Source organism: Luteimonas sp. MC1895 (assembly GCF_016457215.1).
Taxonomy (GTDB): Bacteria; Pseudomonadota; Gammaproteobacteria; order Xanthomonadales; family Xanthomonadaceae; genus Luteimonas.
This window is the reverse complement of record NZ_JAEMDY010000001.1, coordinates 501729-528648: the sequence shown is the minus strand read 5'-3', so window position 1 is coordinate 528648 and position 26920 is coordinate 501729. Positions and strand designations below refer to the sequence as shown.

27 protein-coding genes are annotated in these 26920 nt (G+C 70.3%); 11 read left to right on the top strand and 16 right to left on the bottom strand.

Translation table 11 applies throughout. The features are described from left to right. The first annotated feature begins 10 nt into the window (after positions 1-10). The gene (locus JG616_RS02345; RefSeq protein WP_199391556.1) at positions 11-1948 is read left to right on the top strand and encodes an ATP-binding cassette domain-containing protein; all 1938 of its coding nucleotides are present in this window, start codon (positions 11-13) and stop codon (positions 1946-1948) included. Positions 1949-2075: 127 nt separating this feature from the next. Beyond that, positions 2076-3149: a diguanylate cyclase gene (locus JG616_RS02340; protein WP_199391555.1), complete on the top strand. Its 1074-nt coding sequence runs from the start codon at positions 2076-2078 to the stop codon at positions 3147-3149. 16 nt (positions 3150-3165) lie between these two features. On the opposite strand, the gene JG616_RS02335 is transcribed toward JG616_RS02340, so the two are convergent. Then, a complete protein-coding gene (locus tag JG616_RS02335; protein ID WP_199391554.1) occupies positions 3166-4980 on the bottom strand; it encodes a M14 family metallopeptidase in 1815 nt (604 codons plus the stop codon). 120 nt (positions 4981-5100) lie between these two features. On the opposite strand from JG616_RS02335, the gene JG616_RS02330 reads away from it, so the two are divergent. Then, positions 5101-6738 (top strand): oligopeptide:H+ symporter, encoded by a 1638-nt coding sequence (locus tag JG616_RS02330; RefSeq protein ID WP_199391553.1) that lies wholly within the window; start codon positions 5101-5103, stop codon positions 6736-6738. 8 nt (positions 6739-6746) lie between these two features. Further along, positions 6747-7349 carry a rhomboid family intramembrane serine protease gene (locus JG616_RS02325; RefSeq protein ID WP_199391940.1) on the top strand — a complete coding sequence of 201 codons (603 nt, stop codon included), beginning with the start codon at positions 6747-6749 and terminating at the stop codon, positions 7347-7349. Position 7350: 1 nt separating this feature from the next. Here JG616_RS02325 and JG616_RS02320 read toward each other — a convergent pair whose 3' ends face one another. Next, entirely contained in the window at positions 7351-7536 is a 186-nt protein-coding gene (locus tag JG616_RS02320) for a hypothetical protein (protein ID WP_199361529.1), read from the bottom strand. Between the two features lie 178 nt (positions 7537-7714). Between JG616_RS02320 and JG616_RS02315 the strand changes: the two genes are divergently transcribed. The 5 genes from JG616_RS02315 to JG616_RS02295 all read left to right on the top strand — a co-directional run bounded on the left by JG616_RS02315 (position 7715) and on the right by JG616_RS02295 (position 11250). After that, positions 7715-8635: a hypothetical protein gene (locus JG616_RS02315; RefSeq protein WP_199391552.1), complete on the top strand. Its 921-nt coding sequence runs from the start codon at positions 7715-7717 to the stop codon at positions 8633-8635. A gap of 9 nt (positions 8636-8644) precedes the next feature. Next, positions 8645-8923: a GNAT family N-acetyltransferase gene (locus tag JG616_RS02310; RefSeq protein WP_199361531.1), complete on the top strand. Its 279-nt coding sequence runs from the start codon at positions 8645-8647 to the stop codon at positions 8921-8923. A gap of 77 nt (positions 8924-9000) precedes the next feature. After that, positions 9001-9720 (top strand): pseudouridine synthase, encoded by a 720-nt coding sequence (locus JG616_RS02305; RefSeq protein WP_199391551.1) that lies wholly within the window; start codon positions 9001-9003, stop codon positions 9718-9720. 259 nt (positions 9721-9979) lie between these two features. Continuing rightward, positions 9980-10189: a cold-shock protein gene (locus JG616_RS02300; RefSeq protein ID WP_096297887.1), complete on the top strand. Its 210-nt coding sequence runs from the start codon at positions 9980-9982 to the stop codon at positions 10187-10189. Between the two features lie 209 nt (positions 10190-10398). After that, entirely contained in the window at positions 10399-11250 is an 852-nt protein-coding gene (locus tag JG616_RS02295) for a DUF3298 and DUF4163 domain-containing protein (protein WP_199391550.1), read from the top strand. Between the two features lie 87 nt (positions 11251-11337). On the opposite strand, the gene JG616_RS02290 is transcribed toward JG616_RS02295, so the two are convergent. The 7 genes from JG616_RS02290 to JG616_RS02260 all read right to left on the bottom strand — a co-directional run bounded on the left by JG616_RS02290 (position 11338) and on the right by JG616_RS02260 (position 19122). Then, positions 11338-13509: a M3 family metallopeptidase gene (locus tag JG616_RS02290; protein ID WP_235972918.1), complete on the bottom strand. Its 2172-nt coding sequence runs from the start codon at positions 13507-13509 to the stop codon at positions 11338-11340. A gap of 176 nt (positions 13510-13685) precedes the next feature. After that, entirely contained in the window at positions 13686-14108 is a 423-nt protein-coding gene (locus JG616_RS02285) for a universal stress protein (RefSeq protein ID WP_199391548.1), read from the bottom strand. Between the two features lie 70 nt (positions 14109-14178). Next, positions 14179-14988 (bottom strand): ferredoxin--NADP reductase, encoded by an 810-nt coding sequence (locus tag JG616_RS02280; protein ID WP_199361536.1) that lies wholly within the window; start codon positions 14986-14988, stop codon positions 14179-14181. A 58-nt stretch (positions 14989-15046) separates the two neighbouring features. After that, on the bottom strand, positions 15047-16942 hold the full coding sequence (locus JG616_RS02275) for an ABC transporter ATP-binding protein (RefSeq protein WP_199391547.1): 1896 nt from the start codon (positions 16940-16942) through the stop codon (positions 15047-15049). A 55-nt stretch (positions 16943-16997) separates the two neighbouring features. Then, the gene (locus JG616_RS02270) at positions 16998-17909 is read right to left on the bottom strand and encodes a DUF4097 family beta strand repeat-containing protein (protein WP_199361538.1); all 912 of its coding nucleotides are present in this window, start codon (positions 17907-17909) and stop codon (positions 16998-17000) included. A 14-nt stretch (positions 17910-17923) separates the two neighbouring features. Further along, on the bottom strand, positions 17924-18550 hold the full coding sequence (locus JG616_RS02265; RefSeq protein ID WP_199391546.1) for a hypothetical protein: 627 nt from the start codon (positions 18548-18550) through the stop codon (positions 17924-17926). Continuing rightward, positions 18547-19122 (bottom strand): RNA polymerase sigma factor, encoded by a 576-nt coding sequence (locus tag JG616_RS02260; RefSeq protein ID WP_235972848.1) that lies wholly within the window; start codon positions 19120-19122, stop codon positions 18547-18549. The genes JG616_RS02265 and JG616_RS02260 overlap by 4 nt, the downstream gene beginning before the upstream one ends. Before the next feature lie 106 nt (positions 19123-19228). Here JG616_RS02260 and JG616_RS02255 point away from each other — a divergent pair, with 106 nt between their 5' ends. Then, positions 19229-20755 carry a fumarate hydratase gene (locus JG616_RS02255; RefSeq protein WP_199391544.1) on the top strand — a complete coding sequence of 509 codons (1527 nt, stop codon included), beginning with the start codon at positions 19229-19231 and terminating at the stop codon, positions 20753-20755. Between the two features lie 25 nt (positions 20756-20780). Here JG616_RS02255 and JG616_RS02250 read toward each other — a convergent pair whose 3' ends face one another. The 5 genes from JG616_RS02250 to JG616_RS02230 form a co-directional block, all read right to left on the bottom strand. Next, positions 20781-22046 (bottom strand): phospholipase D-like domain-containing protein, encoded by a 1266-nt coding sequence (locus JG616_RS02250; protein ID WP_199361669.1) that lies wholly within the window; start codon positions 22044-22046, stop codon positions 20781-20783. Between the two features lie 103 nt (positions 22047-22149). Further along, positions 22150-23268: a phospholipase A gene (locus JG616_RS02245; protein WP_199391543.1), complete on the bottom strand. Its 1119-nt coding sequence runs from the start codon at positions 23266-23268 to the stop codon at positions 22150-22152. A gap of 44 nt (positions 23269-23312) precedes the next feature. After that, positions 23313-23798, bottom strand: coding sequence for a DUF456 domain-containing protein (locus JG616_RS02240; RefSeq protein ID WP_199391542.1), 486 nt, complete (start codon positions 23796-23798; stop codon positions 23313-23315). A gap of 78 nt (positions 23799-23876) precedes the next feature. Next, positions 23877-24356, bottom strand: a complete 480-nt coding sequence (locus JG616_RS02235; RefSeq protein WP_199391541.1) for a glycine zipper 2TM domain-containing protein — start codon at positions 24354-24356, stop codon at positions 23877-23879. A 162-nt stretch (positions 24357-24518) separates the two neighbouring features. Then, positions 24519-25007 carry a hypothetical protein gene (locus tag JG616_RS02230; protein WP_199391540.1) on the bottom strand — a complete coding sequence of 163 codons (489 nt, stop codon included), beginning with the start codon at positions 25005-25007 and terminating at the stop codon, positions 24519-24521. 68 nt (positions 25008-25075) lie between these two features. Here JG616_RS02230 and JG616_RS02225 point away from each other — a divergent pair, with 68 nt between their 5' ends. Next, positions 25076-25915 (top strand): tRNA threonylcarbamoyladenosine dehydratase, encoded by an 840-nt coding sequence (locus tag JG616_RS02225; RefSeq protein ID WP_199391539.1) that lies wholly within the window; start codon positions 25076-25078, stop codon positions 25913-25915. 1 nt (position 25916) lies between these two features. On the opposite strand, the gene JG616_RS02220 is transcribed toward JG616_RS02225, so the two are convergent. Together JG616_RS02220 and JG616_RS02215 are read right to left on the bottom strand one after the other, a co-directional pair. Further along, the gene (locus JG616_RS02220) at positions 25917-26681 is read right to left on the bottom strand and encodes a TatD family hydrolase (RefSeq protein ID WP_199391939.1); all 765 of its coding nucleotides are present in this window, start codon (positions 26679-26681) and stop codon (positions 25917-25919) included. Positions 26682-26685: 4 nt separating this feature from the next. Next, on the bottom strand, positions 26686-26916 hold the full coding sequence (locus JG616_RS02215) for a DUF6116 family protein (RefSeq protein WP_199361547.1): 231 nt from the start codon (positions 26914-26916) through the stop codon (positions 26686-26688). Between the last annotated feature and the right edge of the window lie 4 nt (positions 26917-26920).

Here is a 26920-nt window from a genome sequence, read left to right as displayed (position 1 = left end):
GAATGGGCGGATGCCTCTCATCACCCTGAATGCCGTCGACTACAGCGTCGGCGGCCCGCTCCTGCTCGAGAAAGTCGAGCTGGCCATCGAAACCGGCGAGCGGATCGCCCTGATCGGCCGCAACGGCGCCGGCAAGTCCACCCTGATGCGCCTGCTCTCGGGCGAGATCAGGCCCGACGACGGTGACATCCGCCGCGACGGCGGCGTGCGCGTGGCGCGGCTGGAGCAGGAAGTGCCGGCCGGCGCCTCGGGCACGGTGTTCGACGTGGTGGCCGAGGGCATGGGCGAGCTTGGCGCCTGGCTGGCCGAGTTCCACCACCTGAGCCACGGCGACCATTACGACGCCGACGCCATGTCGGCGGTGCAGGCGAAGATCGATGCGGCCGACGGCTGGGCCGCCGACCAGCGCGTCGAGGAAACCCTGCAGAAGCTCGGCCTCGACGGCGAGCTGGCGTTCTCGCGCCTCTCCGGCGGCATGAAGCGGCGGGTGCTGCTGGCGCGCGCGCTGGTGTCGGCGCCGGACCTGCTGCTGCTCGACGAACCCACCAACCACCTCGACATCGAGGCGATCGACTGGCTCGAAGGCTTTTTGAAGGCCTGGTCCGGCGCGCTGGTGTTCGTGACCCATGACCGCCGTTTCCTGCGCGCGCTGGCCACGCGCATCGTCGAGATCGACCGCGGGCAGGTGACCAGCTGGCCCGGCGACTGGGCCAACTACCTGCGGCGCAAGGAAGAGCGGCTCAACGCCGAGGCGCAGGAGAACGCGCGCTTCGACAAGCTCCTGGCGCAGGAAGAGGTCTGGATCCGCCAGGGCATCAAGGCCCGCCGCACCCGTGACGAGGGCCGCGTGCGCCGGCTGAAGGCGATGCGCAACGAACGCGCCGCCCGGCGCGAGCAGGTCGGCACCGTGCGCATGGATACCGCGCAGGCCGGAGCTTCCGGCAAGAAGGTGATCGAGGCCAAGGATGTGTCGTTCGCGTTCGGCGACCGGGTGATGGTCCGCGACCTGTCGACCACCATCCTGCGCGGCGACCGGATCGGCCTCATCGGCGCCAACGGCAGCGGCAAGACCACCCTGCTCAAGCTGATGCTCGGCGAGCTCGAACCGCAGGCCGGCGAGATCCGCATCGGCACCCAGCTGCAGGTCGCCTATTTCGACCAGTACCGCGCCACCCTGCGCGAGGACTGGAACGCGCTGGAGAACGTGGCCGAGGGCCAGGACTTCGTCGAGGTCGGCGGCAAGCGCAAGCACGTCATCGGCTACCTGCAGGACTTCCTGTTCACGCCCGAACGCGCGCGCGCGCCGATCACCCGCCTGTCCGGCGGCGAGCGCAACCGGCTGCTGCTGGCCAAGCTGTTCGCGCAGCCCTCCAACCTGCTGGTGATGGACGAACCGACCAACGACCTCGACGTCGAGACCCTGGAGCTGCTGGAAGAACTGCTGGCCGACTACCCGGGCACCCTGCTGCTGGTCAGCCACGACCGCGAGTTCCTCGACAACGTGGTGACTTCGACCCTGGTCATGGAGGGCGACGGCCGCGTCGGCGAGTACGTGGGCGGCTACAGCGACTGGCTTCGTCAAAGCCAGTCGTGGCTGCGCCAGGGCCTGTCAGGGCCTGGCCCGGCGGGCCCGGGGCTGCCGCAGGCAAACGTGCGTCCGGAGCAGCAGGGGGAGTCGGCCGCGGTCGCGTCGGCCGGCGCACCCGCTCAGGCGCCGGCGCGCGCGAAGCTGTCATTCAAGGACGCGCGCGAGCTGGAACAGCTGCCGGCGCGCATCGAGGCGCTGGAAACGCGGCTCGCCGGCATGGCGGCCGCGCTGTCGGACCCGGACTTCTTCCGTGCCGACGTGGCTGCCATCACCGCGCACAACGCGGCGATGGCCCAGGCGCAGGCCGAACTCGACGCCGCCTACGCGCGCTGGGAGGCGCTCGACGCGGCGTCGGGCTGAGCGCGCGGGCCTCGCGGATCCGGAGCTCCGGCCCGGCGCGCTGACAAACGTGACGGCGTTCCGTTGTTGGTGCCGCTGAAAGGCGGAAACGCTTGCCGGAGCCGCCGATCGCCGCCACTCTGCGCGCATGCACCCGACCGACGACGAACCCGTCCGCCAGCGCGAACTGCGTTTCGCCCGGCGCGTCCACCATGTCCGCACGCTCGGCGCAGCGCTGTCCGCGCTGCTGGTCGCCTCGGTGCTGGCACGCGACGGCGCGCCGGCCTGGACCTGGACGCTGTGGGCGTTCAACGGGTTCCTGTGGCCGCTGCTCGCCCATTCGCTGACCCTGCGCTCGTCCGAGCCCGCGCAAAGCGCGCAGCGCTTCCTGGTCTTCGACTCCGCGGCCGCCGGCATGTGGATCGCGATCATGCAGTTCAACCTGGTGCCCAGTGCGGTGCTGCTGGCGATGGTGTCGATGGACAAGATCGCCGTGGGCGGCTGGCGCTTCCTCGGGCGCACCACGCTGCCACTGCTGGCGGCCTGCGCGCTGACCTCGACCGCGCTCGGGTTCGCGGTGCGGCTGGAGAGCAGCATGTCGAACGTGCTGGCGACGCTGCCGTTCCTGTTCGTCTATCCGATCGCGCTGGCCACCCTCACCTACGGCCTGGGCCGCAGCGTGGCGCTCAAGAACCGCCAGCTCGAACGCCTCAACCGGGTCGACGTGGTCACCGGCCTGCTCAACCGGCGCGGCTGGAACGAGACGCTGGGCGCCGAGCTCGCGCGGCATGCGCGCACCCGCCGGCCGGCGGTGCTGATGCTGGTCGACGTCGACGGCTTCAAGGCGGTCAACGAGCGGCACGGGCACCTGGCCGGCGACGCCGTGCTGCGCAGCGTGTCGTCGGTGCTGCGTGCCTGCACGCGCGAGATCGATGCCCCCGCGCGCTACGGCGGCGACAAGTTCGGCGTGCTGCTGGCCGAGACCAGCCAGGCCGGGGCCCTGCGCGTGGCCGAGCGGGTGCGGACCGCGTTCCTGGCCGAGCGCACGGCGGAGGCCGCGGCCGAGGGCTGCACCCTCAGCATCGGCCTGGCCCAGGCCGACCTGTCGGTGGTGACCACCGACGAGTGGCTCACGCGCGCCGATACCGCGATGTACCGCGCCAAGGCCGGCGGGCGGAACCGGGTCGAGCCCGACGGGACGCTGGCCGGACAGCTGTACTGAGCCGTGCGCGGCCCGCTCAGGGCGGGGTGACGGCGGTGCGGAAGACCGGATAGAGGCCCAGCCGCTCGTCCCAGCTTGCATGCCGGCGATGGAACCATTCGAGCCGCGCCGACGCACTGGCCGCGAACGCCGCGTCCTCCGCGAGCCTTCGTTCGAACGCGGCGCGGACCGCCGGGTCGCGGAGCATGTCGCGCGCCACGTCCTCGGCGACGTAGGCCTCCATGTACTCCTTGCGCTCGAAGGCGTTGTTGAACTCGCCCCAGGCCAGCATCGAGTCCGGCGCCTGCGGCTCCAGGATCGCCATCGCCAGCCGCGCGCGCGGCTGCCCGACCGGGACGAAGAGCGCGCCCGCGGCCACGTCGCGTGTCTCCGGCGCCCAGTCGCCCTCGAGCTCCAGCCGCTGGCGGCCTTCGCTCGAGGCCGCCGCAGGCCGCCATTCGCTGGCGCGGAAGACCTCGAGGCTGGCCGCCGGCAGGGCGTGGGCGAGGCGCCGGTAGCCGATCCCGTGCAGGTCCAGCCAGCGCGCCGCCGCTGCCGCATGCGCGGGCGGCACCAGGTAGCCGGCGCCGGGTACCGGCACGCGGCGGCCGGGCACGATCTCGTCGCGCAGCGGCATTTTCCACAGCTGCGGCGTGGTTTCGTCATAGCGGGTCGCGAGGGTGCCGGAGACTTCGGATGGCGTCCGCGTCCAGGCGTAGCCGCGGAAATCCACGGTGCGCACGCGGTCGGTGGCGACCCACTCGAGCGGCACCGTGGTGCCGGCCAGCGTCGCCGCGCGCGCGTCGGCGGCGGCCGCGGCAGCCAGCCAGTCGCGGCCATGCCGCGCGGTTTGTTCCAGCATGCCCACCACCAGGTTGCGCGTGATGCGCACCCGGACCGGGTACTCCTTCCACGAGTGCGTCTCCACCAGGATCCCGAAGCGGTTGCGCAGCGCGAAGTAGCCATGCGAGAAGCGCGGCGGCGCCACGCCGTCGACGATGCCCGAGGACGGGTCGTCGTGGACTTCGAAGGAGGGATAGAAGGGCAGCGGCAGCGAACCCTGTTCCGTGAGCCCGGCGAGCAGCGCCTCGCGCAGCGCCAGGCCCGCACGTGCGAGGCCGGCGTCCCCGGAGTGCAACGGCTCGATCTGGACCGAGATGTCGTGTTCGAACTGCGCGCCGTTGGTGGCATGCAGGTCGACGTAGGCGATCGGGTCCCAGGCCTGCACCAGGCCCAGCATCGCGCGCATCTCGGGCGCATCGGCCTTCACGTAGTCGCGGTTGAGGTTGTAGTTCTGCGCGGTCGTGCGCCAGCCCATCTCCTCCGGGCCGCGCTGGTTGGGCCGGTTCCAACGCCCGAAGCGCTCGTGGCCATCGGCGTTGAACACCGGCACGAAGACCAGCACCACGTCGTCGAGCGCCCCCGGGGCCGCCTCGCCGGCCAGCAGCTCGCGCAGCGCCAGGAAGCCGGCGTCCTTGCCGTCGACTTCACCGGCGTGGATCCCGCCCTGCACCAGCAACACCGGCAGGCCACGCGACCGCGCGGCCCCGGGCGTGAGCGCGCCGCTGCGCGAGGCGACCAGGGCCTTCATCGGCCGGCCCTCGGGCGTGGTGCCGAACTCGATGCAGCGCACCGCCTGCGGGTAGCGGGCAGCGAAGGCGTCGCACAGGGCCAGGACCTCGGCATAGCGGCCAGTGCGCTGGAAGCCGGAGCGTTCGGCTTCGGTCACCAGCGATGCGACGGCCGAGGTGCGTGTGGCCGTGGTGGCTGCAGGCGCCCCCGTGGCGGGCGCGAGGCCCAGCAGCAGGGCGAGTGCGAGGCTGGCGGGCAGGGCGGGGGAGGGACGGGTCATCGGGCGGGCGGCCGGGCTGGGAAGACCCGGCCATGATGACCGTACATGACCTTTCGGCCAAAGCGTCGCGGCGTCCGATGCGCTAGCCTTCGTGCTTCCGCCCGCAAGACGCCAAGCCGCATGAGCACAGCCCCCGTTGCCACCGACGCCGGCAGGATGCCGCGCCAGATCCCCTTCATCATCGGCAACGAGGCCTGCGAGCGCTTCAGCTTCTACGGCATGAGGAACATCCTCATCCCGTTCCTGATCAGCTCGATGCTGCTGGCCTACCTCCCGGCCGGCCCCGAGCGCGAGGGCGCGGCGAAGGACATCTTCCATACCTTCGTCATCGGCGTGTACTTCTTCCCGCTGCTGGGCGGATGGCTGTCCGACCGCTACTTCGGCAAGTACAACACCGTCCTCTGGTTCTCGCTCATCTACTGCGCCGGCCACGCCTGCCTGGCGCTGTTCGAGGACAGCCGCAACGGCTTCTATGCCGGCCTGTTCCTGATCGCGCTGGGATCGGGCGGCATCAAGCCGCTGGTGGTCTCGTTCTGCGGCGACCAGTTCGACCAGACCAACAAGTCCAAGGCCAAGATCGTCTTCGACGCGTTCTACTGGATCATCAACTTCGGCTCGTTCTTCGCCTCGCTGCTGGCGCCGCTGCTGCTGCGCAGCTACGGACCCGCGGTGGCGTTCGGCGTGCCGGGCGTGCTGATGTTCATCGCCACGTTCGTGTTCTGGCTGGGCCGCAAGCAGTACGTCAACGTGCCGCCGTCGGGACACGACCCCGATTCCTTCCTCAACGTGGTCCGCACTGCGCTGCGCGAGCGCCGCGAAGGGCAGGGCAACGCCGGCTCGCTGGTGGCCTGGACGGGCATCTCGGTTGCGGTGCTGATGCTGGCGCTGTGGGCGCTCAAGGCCGCGGGCGTGGCCCTGCCGTGGTGGCCGGATTCGTTCGGCTTCGTCATCACCGCCTGCCTGGCGCTCGGCGTGCTGATCGCCGCCGGCGGCTGGGGCGCTTCGCTGCAGCTGGAACGCGCCCGCGGCCGGCATCCCGACGCCGCCGTCGACGGCGTGCGCGCGGTGCTGCGGATCCTGATCGTGTTCGCCCTGGTCACCCCGTTCTGGTCGCTGTTCGACCAGAAGGCGTCCACCTGGATCATCCAGGGCAATGCCATGGTGATGCCGCACGACCAGTGGTGGTGGCCGAGCTGGCTGGTCAAGGAGCCGGCGCAGATGCAGGCGCTCAATCCGCTGCTGGTGATGCTGCTGATCCCGTTCAACAACCTGGTGCTGTACCCGGCGCTGCGGCGCATGGGCTTCCAGGTCACGGCGCTGCGCCGCATGGGCTGGGGCATCGCGATCTCCGGCCTGTCGTGGGTCGTGGCCGGCATGCTGCAGCTGTGGCTCGACGGCGGCAGCGAGGTCTCGCTGGCCTGGCAGGGCCTGCCCTACCTGCTGCTGACCTTCGGCGAGGTGCTGGTCTCGGCCACCGCGCTTGAGTTCGCCTACAGCCAGGCGCCGCAGGCCATGAAGGGCGTGATCATGGCCTTCTGGTACCTCACCAGCACCTTCGGCAGCCTCTGGGTGCTGCTGACCAATGCCGGCGTGCGCAACGACGCGGTCACCGCCGCCATCGCCCACACCGGCCTCAGCGAGAACGCCTTCCTGATGTTCTTCTTCGCCGGGTTCGCCTTCGTGGCGGCGGCGGCGTTCGCGGCCTATGCACGGCGCTATCCGATGCAGGACAACTACCGCGTGGCGGGCGTCGCCTGATGGACGGGATGGTGACGCTGGCGATCCTCGCGGTCACCGCGCTGGTCTCCTGGCAGGCGTTCGGCAACCGGCGCCTGCTGGAGCGGCTGCTGCTCTGGCCCCCGGCGGTGGAGCGCCAGCGCCAGTACGACCGGCTGGTCACCCACGGCTTCGTGCACGCGGACTGGCAGCACCTGCTGTTCAACATGATCACGCTGTACTTCTTCGGCCGGCACGTCGAGGCGCTGTTCACGACGTACATCGGCGCGCTGGGCTTCGCGCTGTTCTACCTGTCGGCGATCCTGGTCGCGATCCTGCCGACGTACCTGCGCCATCGCCGCGATCCGTCCTACCGCAGCCTCGGTGCCTCGGGCGCGGTGTCGGCAGTGCTGTTCGCCTTCATCCTCGTGCAGCCGTGGACGCTGATCTTCGTCTTCTTCATCCCGGTGCCGGCGATCGTCTACGCCGTGCTCTACATCGGCTACTCGATCTGGATGGACCGTCGCGGCGGCGACAACGTCAACCACAGCGCCCATCTCTGGGGCGCCGGCTACGGCGTGCTGTTCACGGTGATGATGGAGCCGCGGGTGTTCGAGGTGTTCCTCGCGCGGCTGGCCTCGCCTTCGTTCTGAGTCAGGAGATCGACTCGCTGGCGCCGTCGTTGCCGGCCCGGTCGCCATCGTAGGTTTCGAGCAGGCGCGAATACACCAGCGAATCGAGCTGGCTGAACTCGACGTTGTCGACCGCGCCGGCCCGGGAGAGGTCGAACAGGCGGGTGACGGCGTCGTGCCCGGCGCTGGTATCGAGGATCGCGTGCATGGCGGAGCTCCACGGTGGTCGGTCTGCCGACGGCTGACGCATCAAGCGTGCCAATCGCGCGCGCCGCCCAGCGCTTTGGTGGGCAGGTGACGCTGAGCGGCAGTCGCGGTTCGGTCCCGGCGGCCTGTGACGCGGGCAGGCCCTGCTCACCCGGCCTGAATCCCGTGCGTGTTAAGCATTGGCCGTTCCCATCCGCAGGAGATCGCCCATGCCGTTCACTCGCGCCCAGGCCACCGCGCTGCTCAACAAGTCCGAGATGCAGCTATTCGACGACAGCCGGGCCAACGCGCTCCGGGGCTTCGATCGCACGGCGCTGGCCGGACGGGTCGAGCGCGCGCGTGCCTCGCGCGACCGCGCCCGCGACCTCCTGAAGCGCCAGCGGCTGGCAGCGCGCAAGCGCGGCGAAGGCCGGGACGAGGGCATCGCCGGAAGGACGGCTCGCAAGGAGGCGCTCCTGGTGGAGATCCTGCAGCGTTTCAGCGAGGCCCGCCGGAATGCCCCGGCGCAGCCGGTTGCCCGGAAGGCGACCAGGAGTGCCGCTGCGAAGAAGGCCGTTGGGAAGACGGGCGTCGGGCGGAAGACGACGGCGAAGAAGGCCGTGGGCAGGAAGGCCGCCACCGGGGCGTCCTCGGTAAAGAAGACCTCCGAAGAGGCCAGCCCGGCAGGGAAGAACTCGCCCAGGAAGGCAGCGGTAGAGAAGTCCGCAGCAAGGAAGACCACAGCAAACAAGGGCACAGCGAAGAAGGCTGCGGCCAAGCCAGCCCAAGGGACGGTTGCCGAATCGGGTCCATCCCGAGACAGGCGGTCCGCCCCGGCGGACGCCCAGCCCCGCAAGCGCGTATCGCGCGCACGCGCGCTGGAAAACACCCGCCGCCTGCTCGAGGAGCAGCAGCAGCGCGCCCGCGCCACCCTGCCGTGGCACGCGCTGGATCCCGTCGTCGACCATGCACCGCAGCCCGGCTACCAGTCGCAGGAGGCGGCCGGCAAGGCGCTCAAGCTGCATGCCGGCGAGTCGAGGATGGCGTCCATCCAGGGCAGCAGCTCGACGCGCGACCGCCGCAGCCAGGGCAAGCGCGACCACCGCGGCGACACCGAATAGGACCCGGCCATGTCCGATCTCGACATCACACACCACCGCATCCCCGGGCGCTTCGTGACCGGGGTCGACGGCCACGTCGCCAACGTCGACTACGAAATGGCCGACGGAGTCATGCACATCACCCACACCCGGGTGCCCGAGGCGATCGGAGGGCGGGGGATCGCCGGCAAGCTGGTCGAGGCGGCGTTCCACCACGCCCGTGTCGAGGGCTGGAAGGTCCGGCCGCTGTGCGAGTACGCCGCGACCTGGGTCCGCCGCCACCCCGAGTACGCCGACCTGGTCCGTTGAGGGCGGCCGGTCACGGGTAACCGCCCGCGGCCGCCCGCGATCTGCCAGACTTGCGCCCCTTTCACGCGGGGCCGCCTGTGTCGATTCGCCTCAACAAGCACATCAGCGAGACCGGGGCCTGCTCGCGCCGTGAAGCCGACCGGCTGATCGGCGAAGGCCGGGTCACGGTCAACGGGATCCGGGCCCGGGTCGGCGCCGAGGTGGGCGAGGGCGACGAGGTGCTCGTCGACGGACGCCCGCTGCGCGCGCGCAGCGCCGCGCCGGGCAAGCGCCGGCACGTCTATATCGCCCTGTACAAGCCCACCGGCGTCACCTGCACCACCGAAACCGGGGTCGCCGGCAATATCGTCGACTTCGTCGGGCATCAGGAGCGCATCTTCCCCATTGGCCGGCTGGACAAGGACTCCGAGGGCCTGATCCTGCTCACCAGCAACGGCGACATCGTCAACGCCGTGCTGCGCGCCGAGAACAAGCTCGAGAAGGAATACCTGGTGGGGGTCAACAACCCGGTCACCGACGACTTCCTGCGCGGGATGGCCCGCGGGGTCCCGATCCACGGCGAGGTGACCCTGCCATGTCGCACCGGGAAGCTCGGACGCTACGGATTCCGCGTCACCCTGGTCCAGGGCCTGAACCGCCAGATCCGCCTGATGGCCGCGCACTTCGGCTATCGGGTGAAACGCCTGGTGCGGGTGCGCATCGGGCCGGTGCAGATCGGCCACCTGAAGCCGGGGCGCTGGCGCAACCTCAGCGACGCCGAGCTCGCGGCGCTGTTGCCCGGCCAGGACGCCTGGTGACCGGGCCATCCGGGTCCCCGGGATGACGGGTGGTGCCGGGCATTCACATTTGCGGTCGAAAGTGCGGTATGGTGCGTCCACTGTTCAAAGCGGGATCACGGTACATCGTGGCTCCGGTGCGGTAGATCCAAGGTTTCAAGGCCGGTCAACGGCCGGGTCCTGACGATCCGCTCCATCGTTCCTGTGTTACCCCTTGCTTCGCAGTCTCGGATCCGTTCGCGGACCGTGCCAATTCCAAAACGTTTCAAGGAGTAACACCATGTCCGATCGTCAGACCGGCACCGTCAAGTGGTTCAACGACGCCAAGGGCTTCGGCTTCATCACCCCCGAGAGCGGCCAGGACCTCTTCGTCCACTTCCGTTCCATCCAGGGCACCGGCTTCAAGTCGCTGCAGGAAGGACAGAAGGTCTCGTTCAAGGTCGTGCAGGGCCAGAAGGGTCTGCAGGCTGACGAGGTGCAGGCCGTCTAAGGCCCGCGTCTCGCGACACCAGAAGGCCCCGGGCGGAAACGCCCGGGGCTTTTCGTTTGTGCGCTGGTTCCGGATTGGCCACAGGCGGGACGCGGGGCGGTGCTGCGGCGCCATGCGTCAAAGCGCCGCGGCGCTGCCAGGTCGTGATCGCCGGCATCACGCGCGGCGGGCTAGCCTTTTTGCATTGCTGACTGGGACAGGGGAACAGGATGTATCGCACGACACGCGGGCTTGCGACCAGTGGACTGGTGCTGGCGCTGGCGCTGGCGCTGGCCGGATGCAGGCAGGAGGCCGAGGTGCCCGGGGGCACCGCCGGGCCGGATGCTTCCGCGATGCCTGCGGCGGCCGACACGGCCGCGGCCGCACCGGTGGCGCTCGAGGACGTGATGGAGACCGATCCGCGCTACATCGTCGGCATCAGCTATCCGCCGGGCATGGATCGCTACCCGGGGCTGGCGGCGGAGCTCAGGCGCTACGCCGACGCCGCGCGCGCCGACCTGATGGAAGCGGTCGAGGCGCACGACCCTGCCGAGGGCGGCGAGCGCATCCCCTACGACCTGACCCTGGCCTACGACGTCCTGATGGAGACCCCGACCATCGTCGCGGTCCAGGCCTGGGGCACGCTCTATACCGGCGGCGCCCACGGCAACCCGCTGGTGGCGCGCTTCGTCTGGCTTCCGCAGCGCAAGGAGATGCTGCGCGCGGAGAAGCTGGTGGCCGGCGAGGACGGCTGGCGCGAGGTCTCGGCCTTCGTCCGCGAGTCCCTGCACGCGGCGCTGTCGCAGCGGCTGGACGCCGACGACGTCGCGCCGGCCGACCGCGTGAAGCTCATGCGCAGCGGCAGCGAGATGATCGACGACGGGACCGGTTCGCTGGCGGAGAATTTCGGCCAGTTCGAACCGCTGCCGGGTGAAGGCGGCCGGCTTCGCGGGCTGCGCTTCGTGTTCCCGCCCTACCAGGTGGGGCCGTATTCCGACGGCATGCAGACCGTCGAGGTGCCGGCGTCCGTGCTGCTGCCGCATCTTGCCCCGGAATACCGCGACCTGTTCGCGGCCGGCTGAGCCGGGCCGCGGGCCGAGCCCGGCCCACGCTGGCGGCTCGAGGCCCGGAAAGAACTTCCCCCGCCGGAGCGGGGGAAGTGGTTCAACTCAGTCCTGCTGCGCTGCCCCGGCCGGCGGTGCGCCGTCCTCGACCGCGCCGTCCAGGCCGCGCTTGACCAGGAGCGGGCGGATGTCGGGCTCCTTGCCCGAGAAGTCACGGAACAGCTGCAGCGCGTCCTTGCTGCCGCCCTGCGACAGCAGGGTCGCGCGGAAGCGGTCGCCGTTGGCGCGGGTCAGGCCGCCGTTTTCCTCGATCCAGGCCACGGTGTTGGCGTCCAGCACCTCGGACCAGATGTAGGCGTAGTAGCCGGCCGCGTAGCCGCCCATGATGTGGCTGAAGTACGTGGTGCGGTAGCGCGGCGGCACCGCGGCGAAGTCCAGGCCGGCGGCCTTGAGCGCGGCGGCCTCGGTGGCGAGGATGTCGCCCTTCGCCGGCAGCCTGTCGGCCGGCAGCTGGTGCAGGTACTGGTCGAGCATCGCCGCGCCCAGGTATTCGGTGGTGGCGAAGCCCTGGTTGAACTTGGCGGTCTCGACCACCTTGTCCAGCAGCGCCTGCGGCATCGGCTCGCCGGTCTGGTGGTGCTTGGCGTAGTTGGCGAGGATCGACGGCCAGTCGGCCCACATCTCGTTGACCTGCGACGGGAACTCGACGAAGTCGCGCGGGACGCTGGTGCCGGAGAAGTAGGGGTATTCCACGTCCGAGAACATGCCGTGCAGCGCATGGCCGAACTCGTGGAACATGGTCGTCACTTCGTCCCAGGTCAGCAGGGTCGGCTTGCCGGTTTCCGGCTTGGGGATGTTCTGGTGGTTGGCCACCACCGGCTTGGTGTCCTCGAGGCCCGACTGGGTGACGTAGGAACTCATCCAGGCGCCGCCGCGCTTCGAGTCGCGCGCATAGGGGTCGAAAATGAAGAACGCGAGCTGGCTGCCGTCGGCGTTGGAGACCTCGTACACCCAGGTGTCGGGGTGGTACTTCGGCAGGTCGGTGCGCGGCTTGAAGGTGATGCCGTACAGCTGGGTGGCGGCGTGGAAGACGCCGTTTTCCAGCACGTTCTTCATTTCCAGGTAGGGCTTGAGCTGGGCCTCGTCGAAGTCGTACTCGGCCTTGCGCACCTTCTCGGTGTAGTAGGCCCAGTCCCAGGGCTCTAGCTGGAAGGTCGGCTCGCCCTTGGCCTTCTGCTCGGCATCGATCATCGCCTGCAGCTTGCCGGCCTCGCGGCGCGCGTTGGCGACGGCGGCCGGGGCCAGCTGGCCCAGCATGGCGTTGACCGCCTCGGTGGTCTTGGCGGTTTCGCCGTCGAGCACGTAGTCGGCATAGGTGTCGAAGCCGAGCATCTTCGCGCGCTCGGCGCGCAGCTTCAGCACCTGGGCCACCAGGCCGGTGTTGTCCCACTGGTTGCCGCGCGCGCCGCGGACCACGGAGGCCTTGTGGATGCGCTCGCGCAGCTCGCGGTTGGCCAACTGCGACAGCGGCGGCTGGCCGGTGGTGTTGAGCAGGGTGACGACGTACTTGCCCTCGTGGCCGCGCGACTTCGCGGCGTTGGCGGCGGCCTGGATCTGCTCCGGGGTCAGCCCTTCGAGCTCGGCGGCGGTATCGACCACCACAGCGGAGTCGTTCACCTCGGCCAGCACGTTCTGGCTGAAGGTGGTGCCCAGCGTCGCCAGTTCGGAGTTGATCTCCTTCAGGCGGGCCTTCTGGGTTTCATCCAGGGCGGCGCCGGCGCGCACGAGGTCCTTGTAGTACTCCTCAACCAGGCGCACGCCCTCGGCGTCGAGGCCGAGCCCGGCGCGGTTGTCATGCAGGGTCTTGATGCGCGCGAACAGCTTCGGGTCGAGCGCGATCGCGTCGCGGTGCGCGGCGAACTTCGCCGAGTAGTCGGCCTGCAGCTTCTTGCGCGCGTCGTTGGTGTCGGTACCGACCAGGTTGAAGAACACGCGCATCGCGCGGCCGAGGGTCTCGCCGTTGGTTTCCAACGCGAGGATGGTGTTCTCGACGGTCGGCGGTTCCGGGTTGTCGGCGATCGCGCGCACTTCGGCGAGCTGCTCGGCCATGCCGGCGTCGAAGGCCGGCGCGAAGTGCTCATCGCGGATCCGGTCGAAATGCGGGTACTGCAGCGGCAGGGTGCTGCGTGCCGCGAACGGGTTGCCCTTCAGGGCCTCGGCGCTGGCGGCCATGGTGGACTCCGCGTCGGCGGTGGACTGGGCGAGGGCGGGCGACATGCCGGCCCCGGCGAGGGCGATGGCCAGGGCGAGCGACAGCGGATGCTTCATCGGGTGGTTCCTTGCGCGACTGAGTTCCCTAGGGTACCCGGTCACGGCGGAGGCCCAACGTGACTAAAGCCATGGTCGGTGAAGGCCCGGCTGCAGCCGCTCCCGCGGGGTGGCGACGGCCCGGCTCAGCGGACGATGGTGACCGGGATGTCGGTCTGCGCGATGACCTTGCTGGAGACCGAGCCCAGCAGGATGCCCTTGACCGAACCGCGGCCGTGGGAGCCCATGACCAGCAGGTCGACCTTGTTGTCGCGCGCGGCGGCGAGGATCGCGTCGGCGGGCTCGCCCACCACCGCGAATTCGCGCACCTCGGCCTTGCTGCGGGCCAGCGCGCGGCGCACCGGGGCCAGCATGCGCTCATGGTTTTCCGCATGGATCCGCTCCATCGCCTCGCGGCCGATCTTGCTCACCACGCCCGGGAACGGGGCGGCGTCCACGGCGACCAGGACGATCCTGGCGGGCTTGGCGAGGCGCTTGGCCAGGGCGTTGGCGTGCTTCGCGGCGCGGACGCTGATATCGCTGCCGTCGACGGCGACCAGGATCTTCATGCGGGGTTTCCTTCGGCTTGTGCGTGTTGGGTCGGGATTCTACGCCGGTGGCCAGCGGCGGGTGCCGGGGCTACTTCTCGACGAAGGCCCGTTCGAAGACATAGTCGCCGATGGCGCCGATGCGCATCGAGGGCTTGAAGCCGCGGCCGTCGAGCAGCGCGCGGAAATCAGCCAGCATCCCCGGGCTGCCGCAGATCATCGCGCGGTCCTTCGCCGGGTCCAGCGCATCGAGCCCCAGGTCGGACATCATCTGGCCGGTGGCCATCAGGTCGGTCAGGCGGCCACGCTGCTGGCGGCCGTCGAAGGTGAAGTCGGCGCGGGTCACCGCCGGGTAATAGACCAGGCGCTCGCGCAGGATGTCGCCCAGCAGTTCGTGCTGCGGCAGTTCCCTGACGATGTAGTCGCGGTAGCAGAGGTCGGCCTCGTGGCGGACGCCATGGCACAGCACCACGCGCTCGAAGCGCTCGTAGGTCGCCGGATCCTTGATGACCGACATCCACGGCGCCAGCCCGGTCCCCGTGCCCAGCAGGTACAGGTTGCGGCCGGGGTGGAGATCGCTGATCAGCAGGGTGCCGGTCGGCTTGCGGCCGATCAGCACCTCGTCGCCGGGCTGGATGTGCTGCAGGCGCGAGGTCAGCGGACCATCCGGCACCTTGATGCTGAAGAATTCGAGCTGCTCCTCCCAGTTCGCGCTGGCGATCGAGTACGCGCGCATCAGCGGCTTGCTGCCGCCGCCCGGCTGTTCCACCGGCAGGCCGATCATCACGAACTGCCCGTTCTCGAAACGGAAGCCGTCGTCGCGGGTCGTGGTGAAGCTGAAGTAGTCGTCCGTCCAGTGACGGACGTCCAGCACCGTCTCGGTGCCAAACGCGGAAGACATGCGGATATGGGCCGGAGGGGAGGGAAACCGGCCCATTGTACGCCGCTGCCGCGGCCCGTCAGCGGTAGCCCGCGGCCTGCAGTTCGAACAGCTCGGCGTAGCGGCCGCCCTCGGCCATCAGCTGGTCGTGGGTGCCGCTGGCCTCGATGCGGCCATCGCCCATCACCAGGATCCGGTCGGCCATGCGCACGCTGGAGAAGCGGTGCGAGATCAGCACCGTGGTGCGGTTGTCGGACAGCTCGCGGAAGCGCTGGAAGACCTCGTATTCGCTGCGCGCGTCGAGCGCCGCGGTCGGCTCGTCGAGGATCATCACCTGGGCGTCGCGCATGTACGCGCGGGCGATCGCGATCTTCTGCCACTGGCCGCCGGAGAGGTCCACGCCCGTCTTGAAACGGCGACCGATCACCTGCTCGTAGCCACGCGGCAGGCCCGCGATGACCTCGTCGGCCATGGCGCGGCGCGCGGCCGCCTCGATGCGCGGGCGGTCGTCCATCGCGTCGATCTGGCCGACGCCGATGTTCTCGGCCGCGGTCATGTGGAAGCGCACGAAGTCCTGGAAGATCACCCCGATGTTGGCGCGCAGGTCGTCCAGGTCGTAGTCGCGCAGGTCGCGGCCGTCGAGCAGGATGCGGCCCTCGTCGGGGTCGTACAGGCGCGCCAGCAGCTTGACCAGGGTGGTCTTGCCGGCGCCGTTCTCGCCGACCAGCGCCAACACCTCGCCCGCGCGCAGCTCGAGGTCCACGTGGCGCAGCGCCCAGCGCGTGGCCTCCGGGTAGCGGAAGCCGACGTCCTCGAAGACGAAGCCCGTGGTGACCGGCCGCGGGATCGCGGATGCGCCGGGCCTGGACACGATCTCCGGCTCGATCTCGAAGAAGGAATACAGGTCATCGAGGTACATGGCCTGGCCGGCCACCTGCGAGAAGCCCACCAGCAGGCCTTCCAGCAGCTGGCGCAGGCGGCGGAAGCTGCCGGCGAGGAAGGTCAGGTCGCCGATGGTGAAGTCGCCGCGCACCGTGCGCCAGGCGATGTAGGCATAGGCGACGTAATAGCCGAGCGTGCCCAGCGCCGCGAGCAGGGTGCCCCAGACGGCGCGCCGCCGCGCCAGGCGGCGGTTCGCGACCAGGAAGGCCTGCGACAGCGTGCGGAAGCGCTCCACCAGGAAGTGGTGCAGCCCGAAGATCTTCACTTCCTTGGCGGTGTCGACGCTGGCGCCGGTCTGGCGCAGGTATTCGAGCTGGCGGCGCTCGGCCGTCCACTGGAAGTTGAGCGAATAGTTCAGCGCGTTGAAGTGTGATTCGCCGATGAAGGCGGGGATCAGGGCCACCGCAAGCAGCAGGATCAGCCATGGCGCGTAGACCAGCAGCCCGGCGGCGAAGCTGATGATGGTGATGATGTCCTGCACCTGGCCGAACAGCTGGCCCATCAGGTTCATCCGGCCCATGGTCTGGCGCCGCGCGCGATCGAGCTTGTCCTGCAGCTCCGGATCCTCGAAGTCCTCGAGGTCCAGCGTGGCCGCATGCTCCATCAGGCGCACGCTGGCGGCGTTGGTGAACATCTCCGACAGCACCTGGTCGCAGTACGACACCCCGCGGCCAAGGAGGTCGGACAGGATCGCCAGGCCGAACTCTGCGGCAAGGAGCACGGCCAGCGGATCGAGCAGGCCGCTGCGCCAGGCCTCGGCGATGCCGCCATCGATGGCGCCCGTGCCCACCAGGCCGATCGCCTCGTCGATGATCAGCTTGCCCAGGTAGAGCATCGCCACCGGCAGCAGCGCCCGCAGCAGGCGCAGCGTCATGGTGGCGATGGTCAGCGGGCGACTGGTGCGCCAGATCTCGCGCAGGAAGGGCGGCAGGTTCCCCAGGGCGTCGACCCGCTCGCGGAACGAGGGGCGTCCGGCCTGGGGGTCGGGTGCGGGCGTGGTGCGGGCGGCGGCACCGGGGGCTGGGGTCGACATCGGCCCATGATGCCGCCTGCCGCGTGAGCGCGGGAAGGACGCCGCGCGGCGGCGCTTACTCCATCACCAGGCGCACGTCGCCGGAGAAGGTCTCGACCGCGATCGAGGCGTCACCCGTGCCGTAGCGGTGCTCGAGGCTCGCGCCCGGGCCGTAGCGCTTGCGCACCACGTTGGCACCCGGAGCGTCGATGTCGCCGCTGAAGGTGGAGGCCTCGACCCGCGCCGAGGCACTGGCCGGGAGCGCCAGGCGCAGGTCGCCGCTGACCGATTCGAAGCGGAAGCGGCCGGCGTCGGCGATGCCGCTGCGCACGCTGGCGTCGCCCGACACCGTGCTCAGCTCCAGCCGCGCAAGGCGCTCGCCGCGGGTGTCCACGTCGATGTTGCCCGACACCGTTTCCACGTCCACGGTGCCGGCGATGCGGCCACGCAGCAGGAGCTTGCCGCTGACGCTGTCGACCTCGACGTCGCGGCTGTTGAGGTTGAGCCGCAGGTCGCCGCTCACGCTCTCGATCGAGGCCTTGCGCGGCGCGCCCACCGCGACCACGGTGCCGCTGACGCTGTCGACCTCCAGTTCGTCGCCGGCGATGCCCTGCACGTCGACGTCCGCGGCCACCGAGTCGACGTCGAGGCTCGCCTGGCGCGGGATCTCCAGCACCAGGGTGGTCGGCTCGCTGTTGTGGCTGTTGCGCGGGTAGCGCACGCGCACCGCGAGCTTGCGGCCGCTGCCGTCGATCTCCAGGCGCTCGACGCCGTCACCGAGGCTGCCGCTGATGCGCACTTCGTTGCGCTCCCAGGTGCGGACCTCGATCCGCCCCTTGAGGTTGGTCACTTCGACTTCGCCGCGTGCGTCGAGCGGCCGGGTTTCGTTGATCGGCGTGGCCGCGAAGGCGGGGCGCACGAGGCCAGCGGAGGCAAGGGCACCGAGGGCAAGGCCCGCGAGGGCGAGGCCGGCAAGGGATCGGGTCATGGGACTCTCCTGGGTCAGGCCTGGCGCAGGCTGAGCGCGAGGCGGTGGGCGTAGATGCGCTGCAGCCGGTGGAGCAGGTGCAGGGCGTCGGGATCACGGGCGAGGGCGGCGCGGACTTCGGTGGCGCTGCGCGCGAGCTCGGCGTCCAGGCCGGCGGCGGCCAACGGCGGGCCGCTCGTGCCCGCGTCGGCGACCAGGCCGGCGCTGCCGGCCGCGACCTCGCGCAGCGCGCCCTGGTACTCGCGCGCCAGCGCATCGGCGGCGCGCAGCAGGGGCGCGTCGGCGTCGGCGACCGGGCCTGTCGCCACGATGGCCTCCGGCGCCGGTGGCGGCGCCTGCGGCGCGACCGCCCCGGGCCAAAGCTGCCAGCCGATGCCGGTCGCGAGCACCACCGCGGCGGCTGCGGCGTAGCGGGCGTTGCGCAGCGCGAAGGCCGGGCGGCGCCCGACGAGTCGCGGCACCCGCATGGGCGCGTGCCCTGGCGCCTGCGTGGCCGGGCCACGCGGCTGCAGCCGGCCAGCGATGCCGGGCCACAGGTCGCGCCCCGGTGCCGCGTCCACGCGCAGGCCGCGCAGGCCGCATGCAAGGGTTTCGGGCAAGGGTCCGGTCTCGTTCTTCAGCTCGTTCAGGCCGGTGTTCATGCTGTGTCTCCAAGGCGTGCGCGGAGCAGCCCGCGGGCGCGGTGCAGCTGGGATTTGGAACTGCCGGTCGCCATGTCGAGGGCCGCGCCGATTTCGCCGTGGGTCCAGCCTTCGATGTCGTGGAGCACCAGCACGGCGCGGGCGCGCGGCGGAAGGGTGGCGACCGCACGCGCGAGATCGATGGCGAGCGACCCGCCGTGGCCCGGGGATCCGACCGCCGGCAGGGCGTCGAGCGCGGCGGCGTCGTCACCGTCGAGCGCAGGCCGGACACGCCTGGCGCGCAGGTCCATCAGCGCGACGTTGACCGCCAGGCGGTGCAGCCAGGTGCCGAAGGCCGCGTCGCCGCGCCAGCCGGGCAGGGCCTGCCAGGCGCGCAGGAAGGCCTCCTGGACCAGGTCCTCGGCCCGCGCGCGCTGCCAGCCGGCCAGGCGCAGCACCACGCCGTGGACGCGTGCGCTGTGGCGGCGGTAGAGCGCCTCGAACGCCGCCGTATCGCCGGCCGCGGCGGCCAGCGCCAGGGCGTGGTCGCCGTCCCCGGCGTCGGTCGCCGGGGCTTGCGGGCTTTCGGTCATGGCGGCATCGAGCATACCCAGTCGGATGCAGCGTCGCGGCGAAAGGTTCAAGCCTCGGGGGCGGCCGGCTTAAAATGGGCGTCCAAGCCCGCCATCCGAGCCCGCCGTGACCCAGATCCGCCAGGAAGACTTCATCCAGAGCGTCGCCGACGCCCTGCAGTACATCAGCTACTACCACCCGGTGGACTACATCCGGAACCTGGCGGCGGCGTACGAGCGCGAGGAGTCCCCGGCGGCCAAGGACGCGATGGCGCAGATCCTGATCAACTCGCGCATGTGCGCCGAGGGCCACCGGCCGATCTGCCAGGACACCGGGATCGTCACCGTGTTCCTGGAGATCGGCATGGAGGTGACGTGGCCGGACGCCACGATGGGCGTGGAAGAGATGGTCAACGCGGGCGTGCGCCGCGCCTACAACCTGCCCGAAAACAAGCTGCGTGCCTCGGTGCTGGCGGACCCGGCCGGCGCGCGCCGCAACACCGGCGACAACACCCCGGCGATCGTCAACTTCAAGGTGGTGCCCGGCGGCAAGGTCGACGTGATCGTGGCCGCCAAGGGCGGTGGTTCGGAGGCGAAGTCGAAGTTCGCCATGCTCAATCCTTCCGACTCCGTCGTCGACTGGGTGCTGAAGACGGTGCCGACCATGGGCGCCGGCTGGTGCCCGCCGGGCATGCTCGGCATCGGCATCGGCGGCACCGCCGAGAAGGCGATGCTGCTGGCCAAGGAAGCGCTGATGGAGCCGATCGACATCGTCGACCTCAAGGCCCGCGGCGCGTCGACCCGCCTGGAGGAGATGCGCCTGGAGATCTTCGACAAGGTCAACGCACTCGGCATCGGCGCGCAGGGCCTGGGCGGCCTGACCACCGTGCTCGACATCAAGATCCGGGACTACCCGACCCACGCGGCCAACCTGCCGGTGGCGATGATCCCCAACTGCGCGGCCACCCGGCACGCGCACTTCAGCCTCGACGGCAGCGGACCGGTGATGCTGGATCCGCCGTCGCTGGAGGACTGGCCGAAGATCACCTGGGACGCGTCCAAGGGCCGCCGAGTCGACCTCGACACCGTGACCCGGGACGAGGTCGCCGCCTGGCAGCCCGGTGAGACCCTGCTTCTCAACGGCCGGCTCCTGACCGGCCGCGACGCCGCGCACAAGCGCATGGTCGACATGCTCAACCGCGGCGAGTCTTTGCCGGTCGACCTGGCCGGGCGCTTCATCTATTACGTCGGCCCGGTCGATCCGGTGGCCGGCGAAGTGGTGGGTCCGGCCGGCCCGACCACGGCCACGCGCATGGACAAGTTCACCGACCAGATCCTGTCGGAAACGGGGCTGTTCGGCATGGTCGGCAAGGCCGAGCGCGGCCCCGCGGCGATCGAGGCGATCCGCAGGCACCGGTCGGCCTACCTGATGGCGGTGGGCGGCTCGGCCTACCTGGTGTCGAAGGCGATCAAGGCGGCCCGCGTGGTCGCGTTCGAGGACCTCGGCATGGAGGCGATCTACGAGTTCACCGTGCAGGACATGCCGGTGACGGTGGCGGTCGATGCCGCCGGCGTCTCGGTGCACGAGACCGGGCCGCGGGAGTGGCAGTCGCGGATCGGCAAGATCCCGCTGCAGGTGATTGCCACGGCCTGAGGAGCGATCGCGGCTGTAGCCGCTCCTACAGCTGTGACCGGAACGGACGGACGAACTTCTCGGCGAGCTTCTCGCGCAGCGGGCGGTTGTCCCACATCTCGTAGGAGTACTGCACCGCCGACTCGAGGTCCTTTTCGAAGACTTCGGTCATGCGCGCGGCGAAGCCATGGTCGTAGACGTTGAGGCTGGCCTCGTCGTTGAGCCGGAACGAGCGGATGTCGAAGTTGGTGGAACCCAGCGACACCAGTTCGCCGTCGACGATCAGCAGCTTCACGTGCAGCATCGTCGGCTGGTATTCGTGGATCTCGATGCCGGCCTGGAGCAGGCCGCCCCAGCTGGCCTTGGAGGACAGCCGCACGGTCTCGGAGTCGATGTGCTCGCCCGGCAGCAGCACGCGCACGCGCACCCCGCGCTTCCGTGCCGCCACCAGCGCCTTCATGATCAGCTCGTCCGGGACGAAGTACGACGCGGTGAGGTCGATGGTGTGTTCGGCCGCGGCGATCGCCGAGAGGTACATCAGGTGCATGCTCTCGCTGCCGCCGGCGGGGGAGGCGATGAAGAGGTGGGCGTCCATGTCGCCGACCGGCTCGAGCGGCGGGAAGTAGTCCGGGCCGTTGAGCAGGGTGCCGGTGGTCTTGATCCAGTTGTCGTTGAAGGCCGACTGCATCTGCGCCACCGCCGGGCCCTCGATGCGGAAATGCGCCTCGCGCCAGTGGTCCGGATCCTGCGCGTGCCCGGTCCACTGGTCGGCGATGCCGACGCCGCCGGTGTAGCCGACATGGCCGTCGATGACCAGCAGCTTGCGGTGGGTGCGGTTGTTCATGCGGCCGAGGTTGTACCAGTGCAGCGGCCGGTAGCGCTCGACCTCCACGCCGGCGTCCTTCATGGACTGCAGCATGTCCTCGTCCATCTTGATGCTGCCGACCCAGTCCACCAGCAGGTGCACCTTGACCCCGGCGCGCGCGCGCTCGGACAGCGCCTGTTCGAACTTCTTGCCGATGTCGCCGGACCAGTAGATGTAGGTCTCGAAGGTGATCGTCTTCTGCGCCGAGGCGATGGCGCCCAGCATGGCCGGGAAGATCTCGTCGCCGTTCTCGTAGTCGATGACGTGGTTGCCCGGAAGGATGGCCGGGCCCAGCAGCACCGACATCTCGCGCCGGAACTGCGGATCGGCGATCGCGTGCCGGTGCTCGATCTTGCGTTCGATCTTCTTCTCGGGAGTGGAGAAGTTCATCGCCAGCACCACGGCGAGGACCGTGATCGCGGCGGTCAGGACGATCGTCCAGGCCATGTGCTTGCGGCTCCAGGTTCTGAGGCTCATCGACACCCTCGGCGACCAACGCCGGAGCCGCACTGTGCGCTGTGCCTATTCAGCGGCGCGTGAAGCCCGCCGCTCAGAACCAGTCCAGCACGGAAATGCCGAAGCCGACGTAGGTCGCCTGGTGGTCGTAGTCGAGCATGCTCTCGCCGTAGCCGCTGAAGAGCTGCATGTGGCCGTGCAGGTGGCTGCTGATCGGGAAGCCCCAGTCGAACTGCAGCGCGCCACGCGAGCGGTCGCCGCCGCGCAGCGAGTGGCGTGCCATCAGCGAGAACACCTGGTCGCCGCGGGTGTGCACCACAGTGACGTCGCCGCGGCCGAGGTAGTCCTCGATGCCGGGGTTGTCGTCGTCGCTGCCGTCGCTGATGCGGATCCAGGGCCGGAAGGTCACGGCCCAGTCCTCGCGGTCGAGGCCGACGTTGAACATGATCCGGTTCCAGCTGCGCGACACCGGATCCGGACGCCCGTTGGACTGGTGGTTGATGCCGACCGCGGCCATGCGGCCCTTCCAGCCGCCCAGCGAATAGTTGTTGCGGAAGACCAGCAGCACTTCGGGCTCGTAGTTGGTCTCCCGGAACGGGCGCGAGCTTTCGGTGTTGTAGACCTGCCAGCGGGAGCTCTGGGTGTAGCCCATCCAGATGTCGCCGTTGTCGCCGAACAGGTTCTCGACCGCCTTGGTCTTGAAGCTGATCTGGAACTTGGTCTCGATGCTGTCGGTGTCGGTGGATTCCAGCGGCGCACCGTCGAGCGACGAGGTCGGCATCGCGTTCGGACGGCTGCTCCAGAACGCCGGCAGCAGGTAGACCGGCTTGTAGGCGCGCATGTTGAAGGTGCCGAGCTTGGAGTCGGCGGCCAGCTCCCAGCGGCTGTCGAGCAGCGAGCCGCGGCCGGCGTTGGCCAGCGCGCGGCGCGGGTCGCCATCGTGCGGAAACAGGTCGCTGCGGGTCTCGGGCGCCTGCCGCGGGGCGTCGGCGACCACCGCCTGGGCCTGCTCGGCGGCTGCGTCGGCCTCCTGCGGGCTGGGCGCGACGCGCTGGGCGACGCGGTCGTAGCAGGCCAGGCGCTCGGCGGCGGTCTCGACGGCGACGCAGGCGGCCAGCGCCGGCGCGGGCTCGGGGCCCGCGGGCTGGGCGTTGGCGGACAGGGGGGCGGCGCACAGGAGCATGAGCAGCGGCGTCGTGTGGCGTCGTTCCATGGCGTCTTCGTTCCTGCGGCGGCGTTGGCGCGCGAGTGTAGCGTTCAGAACACCCAGGCGAGCACGAACAGGCCGACCATCGTGAAAGCCAGGGCCAGCTTGAGGACCGTGCCGAAGACCACGCCCAGCCAGGTCCCGAAGCCGACGCGGGTGGCGCGGCCGACGTCGCGGCCGTGCAGCAGCTCGCCCGCCAGCGCACCGATGAAGGGGCCCGCGAACAGGCCGACGGGGCCGAAGAAGATGCCGACGAAGGTGCCGATCACCGCGCCGGCCACCGCCTTTCCGCTGGCGCCGACGCGCTTGGCGCCGAGCGCGGTGGCCCAGAAATCGACCGCCAGCGACAGCACCGTCAACACCCCGAGGACCACGAGCACCGGCACCCCGATGTACTCGAAGTGGCCGGCCCAGGCGCCGAGCAGCATGCCGGCGAAGACCAGCGGCAGTCCCGGCAGGGCCGGGAGGATGGTTCCCGCGATCCCGACCAGCACCAGGAGGGCCGCGATCGCGTAGTAGAGGGTCTGCAGGTCCATCCGCACAGTCTGCCAAAGAAAAACGGCCCGCAGGGCGGGCCGTCAAAGAGAGAGATGACGCTGGATCTGTGCGGCGGCTCAGCGCACGCTGGCGCGACCGCCGGCGACGTTGACGTACGAGCCCTCGCGGATGCCGCCGAGGTCGTTCTGGGTGACGACCGTCATGCGACCGTTGTCGAGCCGGACGTGCACGTCGTAGACCGACTGGCCCTGCACGCGGTTCTGGATGGCATTGCCGGCCACCGCGCCACCCACCGCACCGGCCACCGTGGCGGTGTTGGCCCGGCCATCGCTGTCGGTGTTGCGTTCGGCGATCTCGCGCGCCGCCACCGCACCCACGATGCCGCCGAGGACGGCGCCGGTCGCGTTGGGCGTGTTCGACGCACGTGCGCGGTGGTCGATGCGGGTGACCACGCCGCAGGTGTCGCAGCGCGCTGTGCTGCCGTAGCTGCCGCTGCTGCCATAGCCGCCGCTGGGATAGCCGGGGGACGTGCTGGCGCAGCCGACCAGGGTGGCTGCGGCGATGAGCGCACTGGCGCTGATCAGTCGGACCTTCATCGGTGGGACTCCTGCGATGGCACCGGGGGAGATGCCTTGCAGGCGAAGTTAGTCAGACGGCCGTGAACGGCCAATCAATCGTCGCGCTTTGCACGCGCGGATCCCGAGCCCATGCAGGGTCCGTTCATTTGGACACACCGTGTCGGCACGCCCGGATGGCCGTCAGCCGCGGAAGTCGCCGTGGCAGGCCTTGCAGTCGCCGCCGATCGCCTCGAGCGTGCTCTTGAGGCCGGCACAGTTCATCGGCGGCGAGGACAGCGCCTGGTCGAGCGTCGCGCGGTAGCTGCCGGTGTGCCCGGCGAAGCGCGTGTTGTCGCGCAGGTCGGGGAAGGCCGGGTCGAGGTCGTTGCCGACCATGCGCAGGGCCTGCAGGTGCGGCAGGACGTCGGTGGCCGCGCAGCGGTTGGCATCGAGCTTCTGGCGCAGCTGCGCGGTATGCGCGGACATCAGCTGCATGGCCGCGGTGGGGTAGTGGTCCTGCCACGTCTTCCGCCCTTCGAGCGAGCGCAGCAGCATCACCACGGTGATGATGCCGATCACCAGGCCCAGCAGGAACAGGAACAGGTAGCGGCCGGCGGCCGAGGGCGGCTTGCGCGGGGGGCGCGGCGCGGAGGGATCGACCTTCGTGGCCTGCGGCTGTGGCGTCGACATGCGGCGGGTTCCTGTACGGGCAGAGGGTGGCGGGGCGATTGTATGCGGCGCATCGGTAAAATGGACCGATGGACGCAGACTGGAACCAGCGCTTCGCCGGCATCGACCGCCTCTACGGGCGCGGCGCGGTGGAGCGCTTCGCCGCCTGCCACGTGGCCGTGATCGGCCTCGGCGGCGTGGGATCGTGGGTGGCCGAGGCGCTCGCGCGCAGCGGGGTCGGCACCCTGACCCTGGTCGACGCCGATGACCTGTGCGTCTCCAACACCAATCGCCAGCTTCCGGCGCTCGCCGGGCAGTACGGACGCGCCAAGGTCACGGCGATGGCCGAGCGCTGCCGCGCGATCAACCCGGCGATGGTGGTGCACGAGGTGCCGAGTTTCCTGACGCCGTCCAACCTCGACGCGCTGCTGGATCGCGGCTATGACCTGGTGGTCGACGCCTGCGACAGCTTCCGCAGCAAGGTCGAGATGATCGCCTGGTGCCGGCGCCGTAAGCTTCCGCTGGTGGCCGTGGGCTCGGCCGGCGGCCGGATCGATCCGACCCTGGTCCGCGTCCGCGACCTGTCGAAGACCGAGCATGACGCCATGCTCGCCCTGGTGCGCAAGAAGCTGCGTGCGGAGTTCAACTTCCCCAAGGGACCGAAGCGCTACTTCGGCATCCCGGCGGTCTACTCGCTTGAGAACGTGCGCTATCCGCAGGCCGACGGCAGCGTCTGCGGCCTGCGCCCGCCGGTCGGTGGCGAGGACGGCTTCAAGCTCGACTGCGGCGGCGGCCTGGGGGCGGCGACGCACATCACCGGCGCGTTCGCGTTCGCGGCCGCGGGCAAGGCGCTGGAGCTGCTGCTTGCGCGCGCGACGATCCGCGACGCGGTTCCCGCGGCGACTGCCGCTGCCGCCGGGGACGGCTGACTCAGTCGGGCAGGGCGAACAGCCGACGGGCATTGGCGGTCGTGGCCGCCGCCACCTCGTCCGCTGCCACATCGCGAAGTTGCGCGATGGTCTCGCAGACCCGGCGCAGCCGCGCCGGCTCGTTGCGCTGGCCGCGGTGGCCGGCGTCCGGCTGGTCGGGCGCGTCGGTCTCCAGCAGCAGCCACTCCAGCGGCATGGTCGCGGCCAGGGTGCGCAAGCGGTTGGCGCGCGGGTAGGTCACCGGGCCGCCCAGGCCGAGCATGAAGCCGAGTTCCCACAGCTTTTCCGCCTGCTGCCGGCTGCCAGAGAAGCTGTGCACCACGCCACGCAGGCCGCCGATGCGGCGGATCGCGGCGGTGACCTGGTCGACCGCGCGTCGCGCGTGGACGATCACCGGCAGGTCGGCGTCGCGCGCGATGCGCAACTGGCCCTCGAAGAAATGCGACTGCGCATCCGCGTCCAGGCCGTCGACGAAGAAGTCCAGGCCGCATTCGCCCACCGCGACCGGGCGCTCGCGCTCGATCCACGCTTCGAGTTCCGGCAGGTGCGGATCGCGGTGGTGCTGCAGGAAGGTCGGATGCAGGCCGTAGGCGGCGTGCAGGCCGGGGTCCAGCGCGGCAGCCTCGCGCAGCGCCGGCCATTCCGTGGCGTGGGTGGCCGGCAGCACCTGCATGGCCACGCCGGCGGTGCGTGCGCGGGCGATCACGTCGAGGCGATCGTGGGCGAACTCGTCGGCGTCCAGGTGGCAGTGCGAATCGACCAGCATCGGCTCAGCCGCGGCGCGCTTCGCCATCGATGACCCGACCGCTCGGCGCTTCCGGCTTGCGTTTGCGCCGTGCGATCAGCAGCGCGCCCATGCCGAGCAGCAGCTCGTCGACGAAGGGCAGGGGATCGGGCACGACCACGCTGATCGCGAACAGGACGGCCGCCATGGCGAACAGCTTGGGATAGCTGAGCCGGCCCAGCCAGCGCAGCACGGGGGCGAGGATGGGATTGGCCACTGCA

Coding starts and splice junctions, on each gene's coding strand:
- JG616_RS02345 (WP_199391556.1), top strand. CDS start 11: ATGCCTCTCATCACCCTGAATGCCGTCGACTACAGCGTCGGCGGCCCG.
- JG616_RS02340 (WP_199391555.1), top strand. CDS start 2,076: ATGCACCCGACCGACGACGAACCCGTCCGCCAGCGCGAACTGCGTTTC.
- JG616_RS02335 (WP_199391554.1), bottom strand. CDS start 4,980: ATGACCCGTCCCTCCCCCGCCCTGCCCGCCAGCCTCGCACTCGCCCTG.
- JG616_RS02330 (WP_199391553.1), top strand. CDS start 5,101: ATGAGCACAGCCCCCGTTGCCACCGACGCCGGCAGGATGCCGCGCCAG.
- JG616_RS02325 (WP_199391940.1), top strand. CDS start 6,747: ATGGTGACGCTGGCGATCCTCGCGGTCACCGCGCTGGTCTCCTGGCAG.
- JG616_RS02320 (WP_199361529.1), bottom strand. CDS start 7,536: ATGCACGCGATCCTCGATACCAGCGCCGGGCACGACGCCGTCACCCGC.
- JG616_RS02310 (WP_199361531.1), top strand. CDS start 8,645: ATGTCCGATCTCGACATCACACACCACCGCATCCCCGGGCGCTTCGTG.
- JG616_RS02300 (WP_096297887.1), top strand. CDS start 9,980: ATGTCCGATCGTCAGACCGGCACCGTCAAGTGGTTCAACGACGCCAAG.
- JG616_RS02295 (WP_199391550.1), top strand. CDS start 10,399: ATGTATCGCACGACACGCGGGCTTGCGACCAGTGGACTGGTGCTGGCG.
- JG616_RS02290 (WP_235972918.1), bottom strand. CDS start 13,509: ATGTCGCCCGCCCTCGCCCAGTCCACCGCCGACGCGGAGTCCACCATG.
- JG616_RS02285 (WP_199391548.1), bottom strand. CDS start 14,108: ATGAAGATCCTGGTCGCCGTCGACGGCAGCGATATCAGCGTCCGCGCC.
- JG616_RS02280 (WP_199361536.1), bottom strand. CDS start 14,988: ATGTCTTCCGCGTTTGGCACCGAGACGGTGCTGGACGTCCGTCACTGG.
- JG616_RS02275 (WP_199391547.1), bottom strand. CDS start 16,942: ATGTCGACCCCAGCCCCCGGTGCCGCCGCCCGCACCACGCCCGCACCC.
- JG616_RS02270 (WP_199361538.1), bottom strand. CDS start 17,909: ATGACCCGATCCCTTGCCGGCCTCGCCCTCGCGGGCCTTGCCCTCGGT.
- JG616_RS02265 (WP_199391546.1), bottom strand. CDS start 18,550: ATGAACACCGGCCTGAACGAGCTGAAGAACGAGACCGGACCCTTGCCC.
- JG616_RS02260 (WP_235972848.1), bottom strand. CDS start 19,122: ATGACCGAAAGCCCGCAAGCCCCGGCGACCGACGCCGGGGACGGCGAC.
- JG616_RS02250 (WP_199361669.1), bottom strand. CDS start 22,046: ATGGCCTGGACGATCGTCCTGACCGCCGCGATCACGGTCCTCGCCGTG.
- JG616_RS02245 (WP_199391543.1), bottom strand. CDS start 23,268: ATGGAACGACGCCACACGACGCCGCTGCTCATGCTCCTGTGCGCCGCC.
- JG616_RS02240 (WP_199391542.1), bottom strand. CDS start 23,798: ATGGACCTGCAGACCCTCTACTACGCGATCGCGGCCCTCCTGGTGCTG.
- JG616_RS02235 (WP_199391541.1), bottom strand. CDS start 24,356: ATGAAGGTCCGACTGATCAGCGCCAGTGCGCTCATCGCCGCAGCCACC.
- JG616_RS02230 (WP_199391540.1), bottom strand. CDS start 25,007: ATGTCGACGCCACAGCCGCAGGCCACGAAGGTCGATCCCTCCGCGCCG.
- JG616_RS02225 (WP_199391539.1), top strand. CDS start 25,076: ATGGACGCAGACTGGAACCAGCGCTTCGCCGGCATCGACCGCCTCTAC.
- JG616_RS02220 (WP_199391939.1), bottom strand. CDS start 26,681: ATGCTGGTCGATTCGCACTGCCACCTGGACGCCGACGAGTTCGCCCAC.